Annotated in this window: 17 protein-coding genes; 5 read left to right on the forward strand and 12 right to left on the reverse strand. The window is 40.7% G+C overall.

Annotated features, from left to right (window positions below; all coding sequences use genetic code 11):
* Positions 1 to 1,515: 1,515 nt before the first annotated feature.
* A complete protein-coding gene (locus tag D7322_RS27595) occupies positions 1,516 to 2,538 on the forward strand; it encodes a LacI family DNA-binding transcriptional regulator (RefSeq protein ID WP_121127388.1) in 1,023 nt (340 codons plus the stop codon).
* Positions 2,539 to 2,808: 270 nt separating this feature from the next.
* On the opposite strand, the gene uxuA is transcribed toward D7322_RS27595, so the two are convergent.
* From uxuA to ettA, 9 genes are all read right to left on the reverse strand, one after another.
* Positions 2,809 to 3,969, reverse strand: a complete 1,161-nt coding sequence (gene uxuA, locus D7322_RS27600; protein ID WP_121127389.1) for a mannonate dehydratase — start codon at positions 3,967 to 3,969, stop codon at positions 2,809 to 2,811.
* A gap of 12 nt (positions 3,970 to 3,981) precedes the next feature.
* Positions 3,982 to 4,800 (reverse strand): SDR family oxidoreductase, encoded by an 819-nt coding sequence (locus D7322_RS27605; RefSeq protein ID WP_121127390.1) that lies wholly within the window; start codon positions 4,798 to 4,800, stop codon positions 3,982 to 3,984.
* Between the two features lie 107 nt (positions 4,801 to 4,907).
* Positions 4,908 to 5,069 carry a cbb3-type cytochrome oxidase assembly protein CcoS gene (ccoS, locus tag D7322_RS27610; RefSeq protein WP_121127391.1) on the reverse strand — a complete coding sequence of 54 codons (162 nt, stop codon included), beginning with the start codon at positions 5,067 to 5,069 and terminating at the stop codon, positions 4,908 to 4,910.
* 5 nt (positions 5,070 to 5,074) lie between these two features.
* Positions 5,075 to 7,468 carry a heavy metal translocating P-type ATPase gene (locus D7322_RS27615; RefSeq protein ID WP_121127392.1) on the reverse strand — a complete coding sequence of 798 codons (2,394 nt, stop codon included), beginning with the start codon at positions 7,466 to 7,468 and terminating at the stop codon, positions 5,075 to 5,077.
* Between the two features lie 8 nt (positions 7,469 to 7,476).
* On the reverse strand, positions 7,477 to 8,847 hold the full coding sequence (hemN, locus tag D7322_RS27620; RefSeq protein ID WP_245971498.1) for an oxygen-independent coproporphyrinogen III oxidase: 1,371 nt from the start codon (positions 8,845 to 8,847) through the stop codon (positions 7,477 to 7,479).
* Positions 8,848 to 8,853: 6 nt separating this feature from the next.
* Entirely contained in the window at positions 8,854 to 9,264 is a 411-nt protein-coding gene (locus tag D7322_RS27625) for a Rossmann-fold NAD(P)-binding domain-containing protein (protein ID WP_121127393.1), read from the reverse strand.
* Between the two features lie 215 nt (positions 9,265 to 9,479).
* Complete coding sequence (locus D7322_RS27630) at positions 9,480 to 10,547, reverse strand: response regulator (protein WP_121127394.1); 1,068 nt, start codon at positions 10,545 to 10,547, stop codon at positions 9,480 to 9,482.
* Positions 10,548 to 10,701: 154 nt separating this feature from the next.
* A complete protein-coding gene (locus tag D7322_RS27635) occupies positions 10,702 to 11,892 on the reverse strand; it encodes a PAS domain-containing sensor histidine kinase (protein ID WP_121127404.1) in 1,191 nt (396 codons plus the stop codon).
* 8 nt (positions 11,893 to 11,900) lie between these two features.
* Positions 11,901 to 13,583, reverse strand: coding sequence for an energy-dependent translational throttle protein EttA (ettA, locus tag D7322_RS27640; protein ID WP_121127395.1), 1,683 nt, complete (start codon positions 13,581 to 13,583; stop codon positions 11,901 to 11,903).
* 185 nt (positions 13,584 to 13,768) lie between these two features.
* Here ettA and D7322_RS27645 point away from each other — a divergent pair, with 185 nt between their 5' ends.
* Both D7322_RS27645 and D7322_RS27650 read left to right on the forward strand, forming a co-directional pair.
* Complete coding sequence (locus tag D7322_RS27645) at positions 13,769 to 16,294, forward strand: ATP-dependent Clp protease ATP-binding subunit (RefSeq protein ID WP_121127396.1); 2,526 nt, start codon at positions 13,769 to 13,771, stop codon at positions 16,292 to 16,294.
* 138 nt (positions 16,295 to 16,432) lie between these two features.
* The gene (locus D7322_RS27650; RefSeq protein ID WP_147430561.1) at positions 16,433 to 16,888 is read left to right on the forward strand and encodes a hypothetical protein; all 456 of its coding nucleotides are present in this window, start codon (positions 16,433 to 16,435) and stop codon (positions 16,886 to 16,888) included.
* Positions 16,889 to 16,956: 68 nt separating this feature from the next.
* Here the strand turns inward: D7322_RS27650 and recN are convergent, their stop codons facing one another.
* Entirely contained in the window at positions 16,957 to 18,618 is a 1,662-nt protein-coding gene (gene recN, locus D7322_RS27655; protein ID WP_121127398.1) for a DNA repair protein RecN, read from the reverse strand.
* A 457-nt stretch (positions 18,619 to 19,075) separates the two neighbouring features.
* Here recN and D7322_RS27660 point away from each other — a divergent pair, with 457 nt between their 5' ends.
* Both D7322_RS27660 and D7322_RS27665 read left to right on the forward strand, forming a co-directional pair.
* Positions 19,076 to 19,690, forward strand: a complete 615-nt coding sequence (locus D7322_RS27660) for a SprT-like domain-containing protein (RefSeq protein WP_121127399.1) — start codon at positions 19,076 to 19,078, stop codon at positions 19,688 to 19,690.
* 67 nt (positions 19,691 to 19,757) lie between these two features.
* The gene (locus tag D7322_RS27665; RefSeq protein WP_121127400.1) at positions 19,758 to 20,171 is read left to right on the forward strand and encodes a hypothetical protein; all 414 of its coding nucleotides are present in this window, start codon (positions 19,758 to 19,760) and stop codon (positions 20,169 to 20,171) included.
* A gap of 273 nt (positions 20,172 to 20,444) precedes the next feature.
* Here D7322_RS27665 and D7322_RS27670 read toward each other — a convergent pair whose 3' ends face one another.
* A complete protein-coding gene (locus D7322_RS27670; protein ID WP_121127401.1) occupies positions 20,445 to 20,705 on the reverse strand; it encodes a hypothetical protein in 261 nt (86 codons plus the stop codon).
* A gap of 82 nt (positions 20,706 to 20,787) precedes the next feature.
* Positions 20,788 to 21,117 (reverse strand): hypothetical protein, encoded by a 330-nt coding sequence (locus D7322_RS27675; protein ID WP_121127402.1) that lies wholly within the window; start codon positions 21,115 to 21,117, stop codon positions 20,788 to 20,790.
* Positions 21,118 to 21,300 lie beyond the last annotated feature (183 nt).

Raw genomic sequence — 21,300 nt, forward strand, 5'->3', positions numbered from 1 at the left:
CCAGGATCAAACTCTCCATTGTAAAACGAAGTTTTTGATTCCAACTATTTATAATAATCAGAATTCTTTTTTTATATCTCTGATCTTGGACCGAATTAAACTATTCTTGAATTTGTTCATGACTTTCGACTTTCGTCTGTCTACCCGTCACGCTTACATGATTGTGTTTTCTTAAAGAACTTCTGCGCTTCAACTTCCGTATCCGCTATATTCCGATGGCATTGCGCCGTCTTTATCTTATTTGTTTCCCTTCGTTTTCGTTGGGACTGCAAAGGTAGAAATCTTTTCGGAACTTCCAAAAACTTTCTGAAGTTTTTTTTCGTTTCCCTTTTTTCGATTTCCGCGTTTAACTCTCGTTAAACCCTTCTTTTTTCATGGATACCTGCTCTCGCGGTAACCGTCCCTCCCTTGCGGAGTGGTGCAAAGATAGGGAGTTTAATAACAAACTTCCAAGCCTTTTGTTCTTATTATTTTCATTTTGCCGCTAACTGGCTGGTAACTTGGGGGATTCTTTTTGCGTTCTGGCCGTGGGAGCTGCAGAGGGTGGGGAAAAAGGGCTGATCACAGGACTGCGGAATAACCCCTTTCATAACTGTACTTTCTTATTCTTTTAGTTAGGGTTTAGTTAGGGTTTGTTTAGGTTTAGTTTAGGTATAGTATAGGTAGGAACTAAACTAAACCTAATTTAATACTAGGGTAAATATAAACAAAAGCTACACTAATGAATAAGAAGTGCAGAACTCTTCTTTATTTAGGGGAGATCATGCCCCTCGTTCGGGGATGAGGCTCCGGATTCCGGGAAGAGCCTGTGGAAACCTCCTGTCCCCTCCCCACCTGCTCCCTGCTAGGGTCCGGGCGGGGTCGGCGTAGCTTCGGGGAACATTCGGGACAGCTTGTGGACAGCTTCGGTCTGCCAGCGTGCCGCGTCCGTGTTGCCTCCGACTATTACCCTGTACTCACCCCGCCACCATCATGAACAGATGGCGTTCCGAGGACGAACATTGCCCCCTGCATGCCCCGACCGGGGGCCAACGCTGACCCGAACCGCAACCGAAAACCTCTGCAACAACGCTCGAAACACGAAGACAACTCGCTATAAATAGCTATAACCAGATAAAAAGAAGTCGGGAGGTTCAGCATCGCACTGGGAATGCTTTAATTTAACGATGCAGTGGAACAGTCGTTGTTTCACGCCCCCCGCAGGTTTAAGGTGATATGTAGGTACTTTTTATTTAGCCGCAATAAACCCTGAATCCGTGTTGAGTCCGAGATGAGTACGTGTCTATACGCAGCAAGCCCTGTGGCAGTATGCCGCAAATCCGCTTAAACAGTGCTTAGAGCGGCTTTCGGGACCGAATGAAGACCGGATAAACCCTGGATAAAGACCAAATAGCGCGATATACTCTGACTTGAGTGTTATCAGTCAGCCTTCAACTAATGGTTCTTTATAAAGATAAAAGCATTTTTATCTATTTTTTTGTGTAGATTTATCTTCTTAAAATAACCATCAAAGCGATGAGCAGAACTACCCTGAAAGATATAGCCTTGGCACTCAATATTTCTGTTTCGACGGTTTCCAAAGCATTATCAGACAGCTACGAAATAAGTGAAGCGACTAAAAAGATAGTTCAGGAATATGCCAAAAAGCATAATTTCCATCCAAATAAATTAGCGCGGAGCTTGAAAATAGGAAAATCCAATACCATAGGGGTTGTTGTATCCAATATTAGCAATACATTCGTTTCACAAATCCTGGATGGAATTCAAATAGCCTCTCAGCAGACTGTATTTGATGTTATTTTCATGCAAAGTCGGGAAGACGAACGGATCGAAAAAAATTGTATTGACGTTTTGCGCATGCGAGGCGTTGATGGCTTAATGATATCTCCGGTCTCCTCGGATTCAAACATTGATGAACTGAAAGCATTAATCAAATCGCAGATACCTGTTGTTATTTTTGACCGCATCAATCACCAGCTCGATACCTTCAAAGTTGGGGTCAATAATTTTCAAGGCGCATATAACGCTACAAAACATCTCATCGAACAAGGCAAAAAAAACATTTTACATATCACAGGAAAGAACCTGGGTGTTGCAGCCGAACGATTAAATGGTTTCAAATCGGCCTTATCAGATGCGGATATTCCATTCAATAAAAACCATTATATCGAATGCAGCCTTAATAATACCACCGATATAGATCGAACGATAAAAGAAATTGTAATTCGGGAATATATTGAGAACAAGAATATAGATGCGATTTTTGGAGCAACAGATGTTATTACAACCAGAACATTGGGCATTTTAGCTGAACTGCAGATTGAGGTCCCGTTTCAGGTTGCCGTTATCGGTTTTTCAAATACGCAAATTGCCGCCTCGTTAAATCCGGCGCTATCCACAGTTGTACAGCCAGCTACCGAAATTGGCGAATTGGCAACAAATAAATTAATCGCCACCATTAACCAAACGAGACCAATACATGAATTTGAAACGATAGAGCTTCCGACACAGCTCATTATCCGCAAATCTTCTTTATAATTTTTGTCATTATATGAAGCTATATCATTCATTAAAATACTCTTTTGAAAATCAGAATTAGATTTTGTTGGTGCATTATCGGATTTAATTTTGAGTGAAATTGCAGAAGTTTATTTGGAGACAAAATCAAAAAATTGACTTTTGATACAGCCTCACTTAAAAATAAAAACAGCCGGGAAACAGGAAGAACAATACCTCCAATTTCTCGGCTATTGTATAAACGCTCCAGTGGAACGTTATAGATCGTTAATTAAATTTGTCCTTCTGGTATTATTCACCGGCAATACCATATTCCAGGCCCCGCAATTCGGCTAAGCCTCTCAATCGTCCAATAGCAGAATAGCCCGGATTCGTCACCTTATTAAGATCATCCAGCATCTGATGCCCATGATCTGGCCTGAATGGAATAGCTGTAGATCTCAACTGGTTTTCAGCAACCAAGATCTTCATTATTTTATACATATTGACATCACCATCCAAATGATCCGCCTCGTAAAAACTCCCGATCGCATCTTTCTTCACATTTCGTAAGTGAACAAAGTTTACCCGCCCTTTGATATTTTCCAAGATTGCTGGCAAATCATTTGTTTGACTAGCTCCCAAGGATCCCGTACAAAAACAAACGCCATTGAATTGTTGTGGAACTTCATTCAGAAAATAGTCAAAATCCTCACCATTACTGGCAATGCGAGGCAAACCTAAAATAGAGTACGGTGGATCATCAGGGTGAATGGTCATGCATATACCATTCTCCTCACAGGTTGCCGCGATTCCCCGAAGAAAATAAACCAAATTATCGCGCAAACCATCTTTTCCAATATGCTTATAGGTATCAATACTTGCTTTCAATGCTTCTAATTCCACACTCTTCTCTCCTGGAATTCCCATTAAGACAACATTTGCCAATTCATCTTTTTGTCGTTCCGAAATCTCTTCAAACCGCAAAGATGCCCCTTTAACAACATCTTCGGGATACTCCGTGCGGGCGGCATCTCGTTTTAATATAAATATATCGAAGAGTGCCAAATCAATCCAATCAAAGTACAGTGCCTTTGAACCATCTGCCATCAATAGATCCAATTGTGTCCTAGTCCAATCCAGCACTGGCATAAAATTATAGCAGATGGTTTTAATACCACACTGGGCGAGGTTGGCCAATGTCTGGTTATACTTAGCGATATACTCATCAGCTTTCGGTCCTTTTGTTTTAATTTCTTCATGAACCGTCACGCTCTCCACCACTGACCAAACTAAGCCCGCATCTTCAATAATACGTTTTCGTTCCTGAATATCGGCTAGAGGCCAAATTTCCCCATGAGGAATATGATGTAATGCCGTTACGATGCCCGTTGCACCGGCCTGTTTAACATCCTGTAAGGATACCGGATCGTTGGGACCATACCAACGCCATGTTTGTTCTAATTTATTCATCTCAAAATTTCGTTAAACGCCACACCATGCATTAAAGCCACCATCCACAAAAACCGTTTCTCCAGTTACAAATGCTGAGGCATCACTCAACAAATAGATCAAAGTCCCTTTCAATTCCCGCGGATCTCCCAATCGATTATAAGGTGTTCCGCTGAGTATCCGCTTGGTTCGTTCACTATAGCTACCGTCGGAGTTTATTAATAGATTTTTGTTTTGTTTGGTCAGGAAGACCCCCGGAGCAATTGCATTGACGCGAACTTGGTCACCGTAACGTTGTGCAAGTTCCGTTGCCATCCATTTTGTATAACCGTCAATACCGTGTTTAGCAACTGTATATCCTAATACCCGTGTGAAGGGCCTGCTTGCCGTCAGGGAGGAAATATTTACGATTACCCCCTTTCCGCTTTCTGCTATTTCACGGCCAATAATATGTGTAGGAATAATTGTTCCATAAAGGTTCAGCTCAATCGCTTTGATGGTGTCCTGAATATTGCTTGCAAACAGATCTTGATCAGCTCCTATTGTTGCGCCCGGGATATTTCCGCCAACAGCATTCACAAGTCCGTCTATTCGTCCCCATTTATTGAGGACTTCATCCTTTGCTCTGCTGATATCCTGTTCGTCCATGATATCTACTTCTACAAACATGGCCTCCCCACCAAGGGATTCCACCTGTTGCACACGCTCTGTTCCGGTCTGCTGATTACGTCCAAGAATAGCAACTTTAGCCTCTGCTTCAGCCAGTGCTTCCACAAATGCTTCACCTAGAATTCCCGTACCTCCCGTGATAACGACAACCTTATCTTTTAATGAAAATGGGTTATTACTCATGTATTTCTATTTCAAATTGGTATTTATCCCCAATTTTATTGATAATAACCTTAATTACAAAAAAAAGTAATTGATTTAATTACGATAACGTTTTAGTTAACACTACTCTATTTTCCCTCTTCTTCGATTATTTCATCATCAAACAGAATTCTTACCGAAGGGGTATAAGTATCGTCGTGCTGGCCCGATTTATTCGCCCAGAAAAAAGCGCATAAAAACACCAAGGCCAAAAGGACACTACAACCGATTAGAATGTACATGATTTCCATAACAACTATAGTTTATGACGTTTTGCATACCATCTTGTCATTAAGCTGGTAAAAGAGATGATCGTAACAGTACTTATCGGCATCAAAATTGCCGCAAATAAGGGCGACATAATCCCCTGAATGGCAAAACTCAGCCCGATTATATTATAAAGTAAAGAAATCCCAAAACTCATGTGAATCACCTTTACAGCATCTTTACTAAAAGCAAAGAAATCGGATAGTTTTGAAAACGACTCTCCGTCAAGAATAGCATCACATCCGGGTGAAAAGTTATTAATATCATCACTGACCGCAATTCCCAAATCAGCTTTACGCAATGCTCCGGCATCATTCAATCCATCACCGATCATACAGACATGTTTTCCTTCCTGCTGAAATTTCTGAATACGCCCCAGTTTTTCCATTGGCGACTGGTTAAATATCAAGCAGGCTGCTGAGGGAAAAATCAATTTTAGTGCATCCAGACGTCGGTCATTATCTCCCGATATCAGATGCAGGTCGTAACGAGGTTTGAAATCTTCGATCAATGCCGACAAGCCTGCTCTCCAGGCCTGTTCCATGGTAAAATATCCTTTCAGTTCATCACCGATGCGTACGAATACGACAGATCCGTCGGTCTTGATCTTTCCTATATTCAAAAAATTGGCGCTACCGACCTTAACCACCTGCCCTGCAAGTTCAGCCGTCATTCCTTTTCCGGGAAACTCCTTGAAGTTTGTCACCGGAATATCCGATGACACATTCAGCCATTTCACGATCTCACGGCTTAACGGATGGCTAGAATTTCGACATGTTGCATTGAGCAACTTTTTTTCTTTCGTTGTAAGTGCTCCTTCAAAATAAATAGAAGTTGCTTTGGGCGAAGAAATAGTCCCTGTTTTGTCGAAAACGAGTGTGTCTATCGTTGCCATCTGTTCGATTGCAGCGGTATTTTTAACATAAAATTTATTTCGATCGAAAATACTTAATGCCGCAGATAGGGTGAATGGAGAGCTCAACGCCAATGCGCAAGGGCACGCAATAATCAGCACTGCCGTAAAAGCTCCCCAGGCCCTGTTGGCACTTCCATCTACAGCCCAATAAAGCGCTGCAAAGAAAGCGATCGCCAATAAAACAACAGTAAAATATTTACTTATAAAGTTTACAAAAGTCTGAAAATGCTTATCGTAATCTTTATAGTTTTCATTATTCCATAATTTGGTCAGATACGACTGAGAAATTGGCTTTACGACCTCCAGTTCGATTGCCTCCCCTGTCTGACGTCCCCCAGCATAAATAATTTCCCCTAAGGTTTTACTCACAGGACTTGATTCGCCGGTTACAAAACTAAAGTCAATTGCTGCATCGCCTTTTAATAATATGGCGTCTGCCGGGATAATCTCATTGTTGCGAACAAGGATACGGTCTCCGATATGAATATCGGCCAATTGTACGGGTTTGTCCCCATTTTCAGTAAGCACGGTTACCGCAACGGGGAAATAGCTCCGATAATCCCTTTCAAAAGAAATGTGATAATAAGTCCGCTGCTGTACCCACTTTCCGATCAGAATAAAGAACACCAAGCTACACAAAGTATCTGTAAAACCAGCTCCAGTCTGCGTTATTACTTCGAAAGCCGAACGTAAAAACAGCACCAAAATACCCAAGGCCAAAGGGACGTCCAGATTCAACCTTTTTTGTTTCAAACTGACATACGCGGACTTAAAGTAATCTGAAGCACAATACAACAAAACTGGCAAGCCAAAAGCTAAATTGATGTAACCGAAAAAACTCGCATACTCCTTTTCAAATGCTCCCATACCAAAGTAGTCCGGAAAACTAAATAACATCGAATTTCCGAAACAGAATCCTGCTACTGCAATCTTGGCAACCAAGGGATTCAGGTTATTCTTGTTTCCCTCTTTAACGACATCCTGCAAAGTAATTTTGGGATCATAGCCAATGTTCACTAAGAGGTAAACTAAATCTTTCAGAGGAAGTAAAGTATGATTAAAGGTAATACTGGCCTGTTTTTTCATAAAGTCCACACGGGACTGCAGCACATTTGGATTGAGCTTATAAAGGTTTTCCAATAGCCAAATACATGAGCTACAATGGATAGCGGGAATATAAAAAGTAATGATAGTCATTTTATCATCCTTAAAATCAACTAATTTAGTAGCAATCTGTGGTTCATCCAAATATGAAAAATCCGCTTGTTTTTCTTTATTGGATTTCCCCGGATGCTGATTATAACGGTAGTACTGTTGCATCCCCCCATCCTGCAAAACCTGATATACCGTTTGACATCCGAGGCAGCAAAAATCATGATCATCGAGACAGTAACCTGTTTCTTCGATTCTGTCTCCGCAGTGGAAACATTTTTCGATTCGTTGTACTTCTTCCTTTATTGCCGCCATATCACCTATTAAATTGCTTCACTAAATAATTGCTTTTTGGTACGCAGCTTCAAAAAACGCTGATCAAAAGCCATACAAATATTCCGTAGAAATGAACGCCCCACAGCAGTACATTGAATCAGCTCACCCTCTATGCTAACCAAGCCATCCTGAACCAATATTGACAATTCCTCTTTAATCTGTTCGGTTAAATCCGATGCAGGATCCAATTGCACTTTACCTTTACACATCATATCGAGAATATAACGTCTTATGACCAGATCTTCCGCATTAAGGATATGTCCTTTCACTACGGGCAACACACCCGATGCGATCAGCTTATGATATTCCTCAACTGTTTTCACATTTTGTGCGAAACCAGCCCAAGCGTCACTGATTGAAGACACACCAAGACCAATTAATAACGGGTTAAACCGATCCGCATAACCCATAAAATTACGGTGCAAGCGTTCCTCCTGAAAAGCCAGATAGAGCTCATCGTCTTTTTTCGAAAAATGGTCCATCCCGATATCTGCGTAGCCCTGTGCCAGAATCAGTTTTTTCCCAAGATTATAAAGCGCTAGTTTGGCAGTGCCCTTTGGCAGATCCGCTTCCGTATAATGCCGCTGTCCAGGTTTCAACCAAGGGACATGGGCATAACTATAAAAAGATATCCGATCAGGCTTGAGCAGCATGGATTTATCAATGGTATCCTGTACAGATGCTTGGGTCTGCTTGGGCAGTCCGTAAATCAAGTCAAAGTTAATGGACTCAAAACCGATCTCTCTGGCATTCAACATCACCGCTTCAACTTCTTCAAAGGTCTGCTGTCTATTGATCATAAACTGCACCAAAGGGTCAAAATCCTGTATCCCTAAGCTAAGACGACGGAAGCCTAGGTCGAAAAGAATCTGTAGGTGTTCGGTTGTGGTATTAGCTGGGTGCGCTTCAAATGAAAAAGAGCGATCTGCTGTGACATTGACATCTTTCAGAATCCCCTCAATCAAGAATTTTAAGTTTTTCGGCTGAAAAAAAGTTGGTGTGCCGCCGCCTAGATGTATTTCTGAGATGAGCAGTTTCTCCCCTTTAAAAATACCCCGATACATCTCCCACTCCTTCAGGAGCGCCGTAATATAAGGAAGTTCAACCTGATGATTTTTTGTGATTCGTGTATTACAACCACAGTATGTGCATAGACTTTCGCAAAAGGGCAGGTGGATATATAGGCTCATTCCCTTATCTTTTGACTGCCGGAAAGTATGGTATACTTGATCCTTCCAAGCTTTGGCAGAAAATGTGCTCTCGTCCCAAAATGGAACTGTCGGATAACTGGTATACCGTGGAGCCGCAACATTGTATTTCTGCACCAATTCCTCCATAGATTTTTCTTGTGTACTCATTGAAAGTTATTTTTTTGCGCAGTCATTTAAACAACAGCACGCTTTACCGACACATTTTTCCATTCCCCAAAGATTGAGATTCCGGACAGTCTGTTCTGCCAGTCCTTTTGGGCTTTGATCCTCAAAAGGCGCATTGGCAATCTGAATGCTCAAATCACCCGCTTTGACCAAATCAATATGGGATGTATGTTTACTTCTTGTCATGATCTTACTAATTCCTAATTTTTTTAAATTAAGTAGCATTTTATCATCCAAAATATCTCCTCCTGAGATGACAACCGCATCCTTTCCGCGCGCATAATTTTGCGTTTCGGCATTTAATCCGTTTGAAATCAGGGTGAGGTCATGCTGTTTTGCATTGGCCAATGCCCAAAACTCCTTTTCAAATGACCTCACATTATATACAACTACTTTCATTTTGAATTCTACAATCAACCACGTATAAGTTTATCCTAAAAACAAAATTAGCTCATAGCACGGCCTAAAAACATGATACAAGACCATATCTGACAATGATATATATCACAATTACACAAAAAGGGTGTATCCGAAGAATTCGGACACACCCTTTTTGTATTGATAATTATGACCCGTAAGCTTCAAAGCTCACGCCATATTTACTTGTTTGATTGTTATTGTTTTACATCCCTTAAATTTTTGATCGAATTGATGTAAATCTTTCCTTTTTCCTTCGAGATCAGCTTTTCCTCTTTAAAATCAGAAAGCATACGTGAAACTGTTTCATTTGCCGTACCAGCTATCGAAGCAATCCCATCTCTGGTAATATCAATTGTACAGGCATTGACCTCATTGATATTGATTCCGCTTTTTTCGGCGACACTGATCAAAGCATTGGCCACACGTTTGCGGACAGAATGGTATGCGAAGCCCAACAATTGCTCTTCTTTTTCACGAAGGTCCACCGAAAGTAATTTAATAAATTTGCTAGCTATAGCAGGTTTTTTCCATAGGAGCTCCAAAAAGGCGTCTTTTGGTATTAAAATAACTTCGCTGGATTCAACAGCTTCCGCATAATCTTCATAGTTTTCATTCAACAGTACAGAAGCATAGCCAAAATAATTCCCTCCTATATAAATCCCTGTCGATAGTTCCCGCCCATCTTTGTACAACTTAAAGCTACGAATCTGCCCCGATTTGACATAATAAACATACGTAGGTGAATCGTCTTTCTCAAAGATTGACTGTTTCTTTTTTACCGTTTTCACACGCGAATTGGCGAGCAATTCTTGCAGCAATAAAACTTGTTCCTCTTCACTCAGGTTCAAATCATCGTCCACGGCCGAATCTGCGGATAACTGCTCATGCTTTTTCAGACGAACCTCAATTGCGTTCATCAGTTCCACATCATCAAAAGGTTTGGTCAGGTAATCATCCGCCCCCATCTCCATTGCCTTACGCATATCTGCGCGTTCGGCTTTTGCGGTCAGAAAAATAAAAGGAATTTTTGCGGTACTCTCTATCTTGCTCAGCATAAATAGCACACCATAACCATCCAATTCTGGCATCATGATATCACAGAGAATCAAATCAGGGATATGTCGAGTTGCCAAATCAACTCCGACCCGACCATTCTCAGCCGTAATCACCTCATACCGTCCTGTCAACTCTAAAATCTCGGTTGTTCCCTCTCTAATGTCAATATTATCTTCAATGATTAGAATAGTCTTTTTATTGTTCATGTCTCAATAATTATTGATGAGTGTCTATTGTCATTGCTTTCAATTAACTTTTTTACACTCAGTTCTTCATTCGTATTTATAGTCATTTGAATACACAAATCCTTTCCATTTATGATCGACAAGGCTATCGTTCTACCATCGATTCAGATAGAATTTAAATCTTATCAAAACTGACTTTAAATGATGTTCCCTTATGCAATTCCGAAACAAATTCCATTTTACCCTCCATAAGCTCGATATACCTTTTTACGATATTTAAGCCCAGTCCAGTCCCCGGAATATTTCCAGTGTTATGAGCTCTGAAAAACGGTTCGAACAAATGCACCTGATCTTCTTTGGGAATACCTATACCATTATCCTTAACGGAGATCGAACAGCCCTTATCATCGATACAGGTTGTAAATTCTATTAAAGTATCTTCACCCGAATATTTGATGGCGTTGGAAATCAAATTCACCAACGCATTTTTTAACAAGTTCGTATCCAGCGAGAAATGTCCGATTTCACCGGTATGCTGGTAGACAATATGCTGATTTTTCTTACAGATCAATTGCATCTCCTCGGTGATTTCTTCCGCCAGTTCAACCAGATTAATATACTGTTTGTTCATGACCACAATTCCCGCTTCCAATTTTTCCAGTGAGAGAAAATCATTCAATATACTGGTGAGAAGCTGCACTGCCCCCTTGATTTTGTTGGTATGTTTGATAATACTGGCCTTATCATCGGGACGGTCCGCATATTTTTCAATCAGTGAAGCCGACAATTGGACGGAGCTCAGCGGTGTGCGGAATTCATGTGAGGCCATGGATACAAAACGTGATTTCAGCTGGTTAAGTTCAATTTCTTTTTCCAGAGATTTGGAAACTTCTGCTTTTGCTTTCTCCAGTTCGGAAACCAGTGATATCAAATCACGTGTCCTTTCACTGACTTTATGTTCCAATTCGGCGGCATGCTGTTTTAGCATATCTTCCGCTGCCTTTTCACGTGAGAGATCGTGGATAAATCCTGTAAAAATATTTTTGTCTTTAAGCCAGACTTCACTCACTGCCAGTCGAAACGGAAATGTCTTTCCGCTCTTCTTTAGCCCCATCACCTCGCGGCCGATCCCTATAATTTTTTTATGGCCGGTGGTTTGATAATTATGAATATAACTATCATGATTACCCCGATCGGGCTCAGGCATTAACATCGACACATTATGTCCTATTACTTCTTCAGCGTTATATCCAAACAATTCTAAGGCAGCAGGGTTAATGCTTTCGACATTCCCCCTGTTGTCTATGGTAATAATTCCATCAATTGCATGGTCTATTATGGCCGCCAAAAGCCTTCCGCCTTCCATGATCATTTTTATTTCACCAATTTTTTGTATTTAATGCGATGTGGAGTTACGTCCCCCAAACGTTTTTTACGGTTTTCCTCATATTCGGTATAGTTACCTTCAAAGAAATACACCTGAGAATCGCCTTCAAAAGCAAGAATATGTGTACAGATACGGTCCAAAAACCATCTATCATGGGAGATGACCACAGCACAACCACCAAAATTCTCCAGACCTTCCTCTAAAGCACGTAATGTATTGACATCGATGTCATTGGTCGGTTCATCGAGGAGGAGCACATTTGATCCTTCTTTTAGCGTGATCGCCAAATGGACACGGTTGCGTTCTCCACCGGAAAGCACACCGACTTTCTTTTGTTGGTCAGCACCATTAAAGTTAAATTTAGACACATAAGCTCTGGAATTTACGGAGCGATTGCCTAAAATCATGTTATCGTTACCGCCAGTGATATTTTCCCAAACAGATTTCTCAGGATCAAGGTCATGGTGCATCTGATCGACATACCCCAATTTGACAGTCTCTCCTACTTTGAACGATCCGGTATCCGGCGTCTCCTGTCCCGTGATCAGGCGGAATAAGGTTGTTTTACCCGCGCCATTTGGTCCGATGATCCCAACGATACCCGCAGGAGGCAACATGAAACTTAGATTTTCAAATAAAATACGGTCGCCATAAGCTTTGGAGATATCGGTTGCCTCGATGACAGAGTTACCCAAACGCGGCCCAGGCGGAATAAATAATTCCAATTTCTCTTCGCGTTCTTTGGTTTCCTCAGAAGCCAATTTTTCATAGTTATGAAGACGGGCTTTCGATTTGGCATGGCGTGCCTTTGGAGCCATACGTACCCACTCCAGCTCACGCTCCAATGTTTTCTGACGTTTGGTTTCCTGTTTTTCTTCCTGTGCCAGGCGTTTAGCCTTTTGGTCTAACCAAGAGGAATAATTTCCTTTCCATGGAATACCTTCACCACGGTCCAATTCTAAGATCCATCCGGCGACGTTATCCAAGAAGTAACGGTCGTGGGTGACGGCAATGACAGTTCCTTTATATTGTTTTAAATGTTGTTCTAACCAGTCGATAGACTCTGCATCCAAGTGGTTGGTCGGCTCATCGAGCAATAACACATCAGGTTCTTGCAATAATAAGCGACATAATGCTACACGTCTGCGCTCGCCACCTGACAAATTGGCAATTTTAGCATCAGGTTCGGGACAACGTAAGGCATCCATTGCTCTATCCAATTTGGAATCGATTTCCCATGCATTTGTTGCGTCAATTTTATCTTGTAATTCACCTTGTCTGGCCAACAGTTTATCCATCTCATCTGGATTTTCGTAGACCTCAGGCAAGCCGAATTTCTCATTGATTTCTTCGTATTCTTTTAAGGTCGCCGTAATTTCAGCAACACCCTCCTGTACAATTTCAAGAACGGTCTTTTCGAGATCCAATTGGGGTTCTTGTGCCAAATATCCCACAGAGTAACCCGGAGAAAACACGACTTCACCCTGATAAGATTTGTCCAAACCCGCGATAATTTTCAATAGTGATGATTTTCCGGATCCGTTCAAACCGATCACGCCGATTTTGGCACCATAGAAAAAAGATAAATAGATATTTTTTAGAACTTGTTTTTGAGGCGGATAGATTTTGTTGACACCCGCCATCGAAAAAATAATCTTCTCGTCTGACATAAAATTTAAAAAAATTGGAAAACTCTTGTTATATTAACATACAAATGTAATCTTTTATACTGACATTTTGGACGTATAATGGTCATGGCTTAATTGTTGATGACATTATTTAAAATAATTTTAAGGTTTGAAATGTAGAATTTACTACATTTATATATCCTTAATATAAAACAGAAAGGTATTCAATGGAAGCAAAATTTTCACCGCGCGTAAAGGATGTCATATCGTACAGTAGAGAGGAAGCTTTGAGATTGCGTCACGATTATATAGGCACAGAGCACTTGTTGCTCGGCTTGATTCGTGAAGGCGATGGAATGGCGATCAAAATCCTTAAAAACATAGGCATTGACACAACTGCCCTACGTCAATCTGTGGAAGACGCAGTGAAGGGGGCATCTGTATCACGTGCACCTATTGGCAACATGCCGTTAACTAAACAAGCTGAAAAAGTTCTGAAAATTACTTATTTGGAAGCGAAGATTTTCAAATCTGACATTATTGGGACCGAGCATCTATTATTGGCAATCTTACGGGATGAAGATAATATCGCTTCGCAAATTTTACAGCAATATAATGTGACCTATGACATCTTCAAAGCCGAAGTAGAGCAAAATAAAACCACCATCAAGGATGAAGCTCCGGGCTCTCCTACCGGTGATGATGATTTTGCTGAGGATGATCAATATATCCAACCTAAAAAGGTTTCGGATATCAAATCCAAAACCCCTGTATTGGACAACTTTGGTCGAGATCTGACCAAAGCTGCTGAGGAAGGCAGATTGGATCCGATTGTAGGTCGTGAAAAAGAAATCGAACGTGTATCACAGATTCTTTCTCGTCGTAAAAAGAATAATCCGTTATTAATAGGTGAACCCGGAGTAGGTAAATCAGCGATAGCGGAAGGATTGGCACTGCGTATTGTGCAACGCAAAGTATCCCGTGTCCTGTTCAACAAGCGTGTAGTTACTTTGGACCTGGCGTCATTGGTTGCGGGCACGAAATATCGGGGTCAATTTGAGGAGCGCATGAAAGCGGTCATGAATGAACTGGAAAAATCACCGGATGTCATTTTGTTTATCGACGAAATACATACCATTGTTGGTGCTGGCGGTGCTTCAGGATCTTTGGATGCTTCCAATATGTTCAAACCAGCCTTGGCAAGGGGAGAAATACAATGTATCGGTGCAACTACACTGGACGAATACCGTCAATATATTGAAAAAGATGGCGCTTTAGACCGTCGTTTCCAACGTGTGACGATTGAACCCGCTACACATGATGAAACTGTAGAGATCTTGAATCGTATCAAAGAGAAATATGAGGATCACCACAATGTGACTTATACCCCAGAAGCGATTGAAGCTTGTGTATCGTTGACAACACGATATATTACGGATCGGTTCCTACCCGATAAAGCGATTGACGCTTTGGATGAGGCTGGTTCACGTGTACACTTGAATAATATTCATGTTCCACAATCCATTATTGACATCGAGAATAAAATCGAGGAAGTCAAATTGGAGAAAAACAAGGTAGTGCGTAGTCAAAAATATGAAGAAGCTGCTAAGTTACGCGATACAGAGAAAAAGCTTATCGAGGAATTGGAGAAAGAAAAGATCGCCTGGGAAGAAGAAACCAAATCTAAGCGATATACTGTTTCCGAGGAAAATGTAGCGGAAGTTGTCGCGATGATGACCGGTATCCCCGTACAGCGTGTCAGCCAAACAGACAGTCAAAAGCTGTTGAATATGGGTGAGTTGATGAAAGGAAGAATCATTGGCCAGGACGATGCTGTTGGTAAATTGGTGAAAGCCATCCAACGTACGCGTGCCGGACTGAAAGATCCTAAGAAGCCAATCGGTTCCTTTATATTCTTAGGCCCTACTGGTGTCGGTAAGACAGAATTAGCGAAAGAGCTTGCACGGTTTATGTTTGATACTGAGGACGCACTGATTCAGATTGACATGAGTGAATACATGGAGAAATTTGCGATATCGCGGCTCGTAGGGGCGCCTCCGGGATATGTCGGTTATGAAGAAGGTGGACAATTAACGGAGAAGGTACGTCGTAAGCCTTATGCTGTCGTGCTTTTGGATGAAATCGAGAAAGCGCATCCAGATGTGTTCAATTTGTTATTGCAAGTATTGGATGAAGGTCAATTGACCGACAGTTTGGGCCGTAAAGTAGATTTCCGTAACACCATTATCATCATGACCTCTAATATTGGCGCACGTCAATTGAAAGAATTTGGGCAGGGCGTTGGTTTCACGACCGCGGCAAAATCGCAACAAACAGATGCGCATTCCCGTGGAGTAATCGAAACTGCACTAAAAAGAGCATTTGCGCCGGAGTTTTTAAACCGTATTGACGACGTTATTGTTTTCAATTCGTTGACAAAAGAAAATATCTTTAAGATCATTGATATTGAATTGACGTCATTGTTTAAACGAATCTCAGATTTGGGTTATACCATTAACTTGACGGATGAGGCTAAAGGTTTCATTGCAGATAAAGGTTATGACAGTAATTTCGGTGCACGTCCTTTAAAACGTGCAATCCAAAAATATCTGGAGGATCCAATTGCGGAAGAAATTCTAAAAGGAAATGTCCAAACCGGTTCAATTTTAACGGTGAGCATTAATCCGGAAACCAAAGATATTGAGGTCTCTAGTTCAGATCCGAAGTCTTCAAAAGATACAGCGGAGAAATAATCGCTTGCTGTAATCGAAATAAATTCATGAAAATGCACCATAATGGTGCATTTTTTGTTGTAAAGAAGATTGACGTTAAACTTTTACACTATTTTATCGTCCTATAATAAAAAAACTGTCACAAATAACACAAACGATATGAAAAGACTTTTATTAGCAGCTTTAATTGGAACCGCAGCCTTGGTTTCATTCTCTTCTTGTAAGAAGGAGTATATAACGAATTCCCTTCCAGGGGTTACCTATAAGTTTGCAGTACCAGGAGCCAATTACCAATGGAAAACTGAGGGAGATCCCAGAACTTTCGTAATCTCAGTTCCATTCAACGAAATTGATTCTAAATATTTTGATTATGGACAAGTTGCCGTGGCAATATCATTTAACGATAGTCCAGATTTTTATATCAACTTGGGGGCGAACAACGTACCAACAAAAAACGGCCTTTACAATTTCAGGACAGAATATACTTTTTTTGATGGTAAAGTAGACGGGAATTTAAATATTTATGCTGATTATCTTGGCACGGGAACAGCAACTCCACCGCCACCTTTCCAAGCTAAAGTCACACTTACTGATGGCGAAAACGGCGGGCAATAATAAAAAATCAGCCTCAGAATAACTTATTCTGAGGCTGATTTTTTATATAAGGTTTCATTATTTTATCCCTAACCTTTCAACAGCAGCTCTGCATGCTCTAGTGCAGCATCCGTTGGATTTGCTCCGCTCAGCATTTGCGCGATCTCTTTTACCCTACCGGTTTGATCCAGTCGGACGATATTTGATATGGTACGATCGGCCTTGTCTTCCTTATATACTTTAAAATGCGCCGCCCCTTTTGACGCAATCTGCGGTAAGTGCGAGATAGCGATTACCTGCATATTTTCGGCTAGGTTTTCCATAACCTCTCCTACACGTAATGCCACCTCTCCCGAAATCCCGGTATCGATCTCATCAAAGACAATTGTTGGTAAAGCCGAAGTTTTGGCAACCAGTGATTTTATGGCTAACATCACCCGGGAAAGTTCCCCTCCTGAAGCTACACGATGGATAGATTGCAATGCCTGCCCCTTATTGGCAGAAAATAAGAACTGAATGGTATCTATTCCAGACTCACGCATCTCTCCCTCTTTTAGTGGTTCCAATACAATCTGAAGTACCGCATTTGGCATACCCACATTCAACAGCGTATTTTGTATCTCCCCGGCTATTGTATCCAATACTAATCCGCGTGCGCTTGAAAGCGCTTTCGCATTGTGTAGCGCAACTTTCAGCTTCTCTATAACCTCGGCCTCCAGACGCTCCAATTGTTCATCGGAGGAATTAATGGCCAATAGTTTTGCCTCCAGATCATCTCTTAATTGAATGAGTTCCTCCACTGAGTCGACATGATGTTTTTTCTGCAGCGAATACAGTAAGCTCAATCGCTCATTGATCTCCAGTAAGGTGCCCTCATCCAGGTGAGTATCCTCTTCCAGCAAAGTCAACTCCGCAGCCACATCTTTCAGTTCGATCAAGGTGCTCTTCACCCGTGCAGCAAGATCAGCCGCTTCGGGCAGAAAAGAAGATATTCCTTCGATCTGCGACATAGCATCTTTCAACTGTGTCAATACTGCTATATCTTCGTTTTCTAACAGACGGGAGGCCGCATTTAAGGCTCGCTTGATATCCTCGGCATTCTCCAATTGCCGCTGTTGCTGCTCTAGTGTACCCTGTTCGTCAGGCACGAGCTTCGCCCCATCAAGTTCGTCAAATTGAAATTGAAAATAGTCCAGCTCTACAGCCGCCTTTTTTACCGTTTCTTTCAGTTCTTCCAGTTCCCGTTTTGCTTTTTTATAAGCTATATAGCTCTCTTTATAGCTTTGTTTCAGTGCAAATGAATCCGCCACGCTGTCCACTACTAAAAACTGAAATTCCTCGGTATTGATCTGTAAAGTCGCATGCTGTGAATGTACATCAATCAATTGCTCGCCCAATTGCTTCAGTATAACCAAATTAACGGGTGAATCATTAACAAAGGCACGGGATTTACCATCCGGTGTTATTTCCCGTCGGATAATCGTATGATCTGCATAGTCAAGATCATACTGCTCAAAGAAGCCATTTAATTGATAAGCTCCGATATTAAATTCTCCTTCGATCACACATTTCTTTGATGGATCAAAAAAGTGTTTTCCCTCTGCCCTATTTCCCAGAATTAAGGAAAGTGCTCCCATAATAATGGATTTACCCGCTCCAGTCTCCCCAGTAATCATATTCAACCCTTTATCAAATTGGATTTCCAATGCGTCGATCAGGGCGTAATTCTTAATATGTAAGGTATCTAGCATATTCTTGAAGGTCTATTTTATAGCTGAGAGGAAAACCTTTCCTCATCCAGATGATATCGTATATTTTATGATCCTTTCTTTAGTAGGTAATTTACCTAAAAATCAGGCGATTTCAATGCTTTTTGTTCCAAAAAAATATCTATCCAGATTTGAACATCTTCTACTTTAATTAATTTACTACTAAATACTAAAAATAATATCAAAAATACAAATAAAACTAATTATAATAGCCAAAACACTTTACTATTATAAAGCCATCAGTAGTATTTTATTTGTCAATAACTACTCAGATTTGCCCCTTGATACAATGAATTGATCTTATTAAGAGAAATACTACAAGTAGCTACTTCGACTATAAACATACAAGCCTTATCTTTTGACAGTATCATGTTTGCTTGTGACAAAATAATGTCGCGCCATTATTAGGTAAGCATGAATAAATAACTATTTTTACAGCATGCAAGATTACAGTGCTATCCTAAAAAAATACATGCCAGAGGAAGCTGCGCCGATCATATCTAACTGGATCAATCATACAGCGTGTCTGTTTAAGATCTCCCGTTCCCGTAGCAGCAAATTGGGCGATTACCGTGCTCCTTTTAGGGGCAGTCCACACCGCATTTCGGTCAATCATGATCTGAATCCTTATTCCTTTCTGATCACAACCATACATGAATTTGCTCATCTACAGACTTGGAACAAGCATCAGCACCGTGTCAAACCGCATGGAACTGAATGGAAAAAACATTTTAAGGAGCTAATGGATCCATTTTTAAAACTAAATATCTTTCCGGCTGACATCAGCGGTGCAATACACAGTTATATGGAGAATCCGGCCGCATCAAGCTGTACCGATCTTCATCTATTCCGGGCGTTAAAAGCTTATGACAAAGCAAAAAGCAATGCACTGACGGTAGAAGCATTGGAGGATGGCCATTTTTTTAAATTGAAGAACGGACGGTCTTTTCAGCGGATCGAAAAGATACGGAAGCGTTATAAATGCATGGAGCTGAGCAGCAAACGCATGTACCTGTTCAACCCAATTGCGGAGGTATTTCTGCTAGAACAATGATTTTTAACAAATACATTCATTATATTTTTATCTTTGCTAACTTAGGAAACAATTAAAGAGAGCTTTTATGTTACACTTACACTCGACAATAGCAATTGTCTTATTGCTAGCCCTGGTGATATCTATTGTGATCACCTTAATGAACTATTTAGGCAACAAACCTTACAACCGTAAAATTGCCTTATTAGGTTTTATCGTATCGCATATTCAATTATTGGTGGGATTGATCTTATACTTTTATTTGAAGTACCCATCGATGATCTCTGGCAGCGTGATGAAAGATCCGACATTACGTTTAAAAATCATTGAGCACCCATTGACAATGATCATTGCCATTGTATTGATCACCATCGGTTACTCAAAAGCTAAAAAGATGGAAAACTCAAGAAAAGCAAATCAAACTGTTGTGATATTCTACATCATCGGCTTAATCCTGATGCTTGCCCGTATTCCATGGGGTACATGGTCATTATTTGCATAGTCTATCATCAATCATAGCAAAAGGCATCAATTGTTTAGTTGATGCCTTTTTTATTTATTATTTGCCCCGTATAATATTTTCTATACAGATGCTTTTCCACTATTGATTCTATGTTGGTTAATGTATCAGTAAATTCCTGTCCTTCAAGAGGCTATCATATATTCCAGCTACTGGAATCCTATTCAAAAACATTATTTTCTTTGTTTTAAATGAGCACAAAAAAAAGCCTCAGTAAAACTGAGGCTTTCAATATTTTAAAAGACTTTTAATTAATTAGTCACGGTTTTTTCCAAATCCCAAAATACCGAAAACAGTTTTAAATGCAATAAGAGAACCTACGATCAATGAGATATTTGCTATCGCGGAGAACAAGAAAGTTTGTTGTCCCATTGCAGTACATACATCCGGTACAAAACGGATAAATGTGCCTATTAAACCTAAAGCGATAGCTACTACCAATGTTTTGTAGTAATGAGTTTGATTCGCATTATTATCAGTTGTCTTTGGAGCTCTTGGTTGTACAGTTTCTGCCATTTCTATTTCGATTTTATTCGATACAAATGTACAAAATATTCTATGTTTGAAAAATAAATTTGAAAAAAGCAGCGATCATCAATTATTCAGCATATTTCTGTTCATATTTTTCTTTTTTTCGCCTGTAATCATGCGGATGCTCTTTCGTAATATGATATCCACCACAGTGGATACAACCATACGTATAGCGTTGCTTTGGTTTTCCTTCCCCACTGCCATATCGGTGCTTTCTCCGATTTTTTCCCCGTAGCCACTTCTTATAGCGCCATTTTAACCATTGTATAAAGAAGCCTGCTTCGCCCTTGCTATTAAAACGCACCTTACCGGTAGCGCGGCATTTGCGTCGCTCGATCAGGCTATTGATTTCGAAAGTAGTGAATACTTCGTCGATAAACTGCTTTTTGCTACTCATATTACTTACTCCTTTCTTACTTTAATTTCCTTTCATATCCATTTAATTGCCACATGGCTACTCTATCACGTTTATCCTCAGGACAAAAGCTGATCATCCCTTTCTCTTCATGCAGCAGCACACCTGCCTGGCGGATAGCACTGTATACTTCTTCCTTGCCGCTCTGATAACAGATCGCTGCCG

This window comes from Sphingobacterium puteale (assembly GCF_003627955.1).
GTDB lineage: Bacteria > Bacteroidota > Bacteroidia > Sphingobacteriales > Sphingobacteriaceae > Sphingobacterium > Sphingobacterium puteale.

Bases quoted from the DNA above. Each gene is read 5' to 3' on its own strand.
- D7322_RS27595 (WP_121127388.1), top strand. From the start codon at position 1,516: ATGAGCAGAACTACCCTGAAAGATATAGCCTTGGCACTCAATATTTCT.
- uxuA (WP_121127389.1), bottom strand. From the start codon at position 3,969: ATGAATAAATTAGAACAAACATGGCGTTGGTATGGTCCCAACGATCCG.
- D7322_RS27605 (WP_121127390.1), bottom strand. From the start codon at position 4,800: ATGAGTAATAACCCATTTTCATTAAAAGATAAGGTTGTCGTTATCACG.
- ccoS (WP_121127391.1), bottom strand. From the start codon at position 5,069: ATGGAAATCATGTACATTCTAATCGGTTGTAGTGTCCTTTTGGCCTTG.
- D7322_RS27615 (WP_121127392.1), bottom strand. From the start codon at position 7,468: ATGGCGGCAATAAAGGAAGAAGTACAACGAATCGAAAAATGTTTCCAC.
- hemN (WP_245971498.1), bottom strand. From the start codon at position 8,847: ATGAGTACACAAGAAAAATCTATGGAGGAATTGGTGCAGAAATACAAT.
- D7322_RS27625 (WP_121127393.1), bottom strand. From the start codon at position 9,264: ATGAAAGTAGTTGTATATAATGTGAGGTCATTTGAAAAGGAGTTTTGG.
- D7322_RS27630 (WP_121127394.1), bottom strand. From the start codon at position 10,547: ATGAACAATAAAAAGACTATTCTAATCATTGAAGATAATATTGACATT.
- D7322_RS27635 (WP_121127404.1), bottom strand. From the start codon at position 11,892: ATGGAAGGCGGAAGGCTTTTGGCGGCCATAATAGACCATGCAATTGAT.
- ettA (WP_121127395.1), bottom strand. From the start codon at position 13,583: ATGTCAGACGAGAAGATTATTTTTTCGATGGCGGGTGTCAACAAAATC.
- D7322_RS27645 (WP_121127396.1), top strand. From the start codon at position 13,769: ATGGAAGCAAAATTTTCACCGCGCGTAAAGGATGTCATATCGTACAGT.
- D7322_RS27650 (WP_147430561.1), top strand. From the start codon at position 16,433: ATGAAAAGACTTTTATTAGCAGCTTTAATTGGAACCGCAGCCTTGGTT.
- recN (WP_121127398.1), bottom strand. From the start codon at position 18,618: ATGCTAGATACCTTACATATTAAGAATTACGCCCTGATCGACGCATTG.
- D7322_RS27660 (WP_121127399.1), top strand. From the start codon at position 19,076: ATGCAAGATTACAGTGCTATCCTAAAAAAATACATGCCAGAGGAAGCT.
- D7322_RS27665 (WP_121127400.1), top strand. From the start codon at position 19,758: ATGTTACACTTACACTCGACAATAGCAATTGTCTTATTGCTAGCCCTG.
- D7322_RS27670 (WP_121127401.1), bottom strand. From the start codon at position 20,705: ATGGCAGAAACTGTACAACCAAGAGCTCCAAAGACAACTGATAATAAT.
- D7322_RS27675 (WP_121127402.1), bottom strand. From the start codon at position 21,117: ATGAGTAGCAAAAAGCAGTTTATCGACGAAGTATTCACTACTTTCGAA.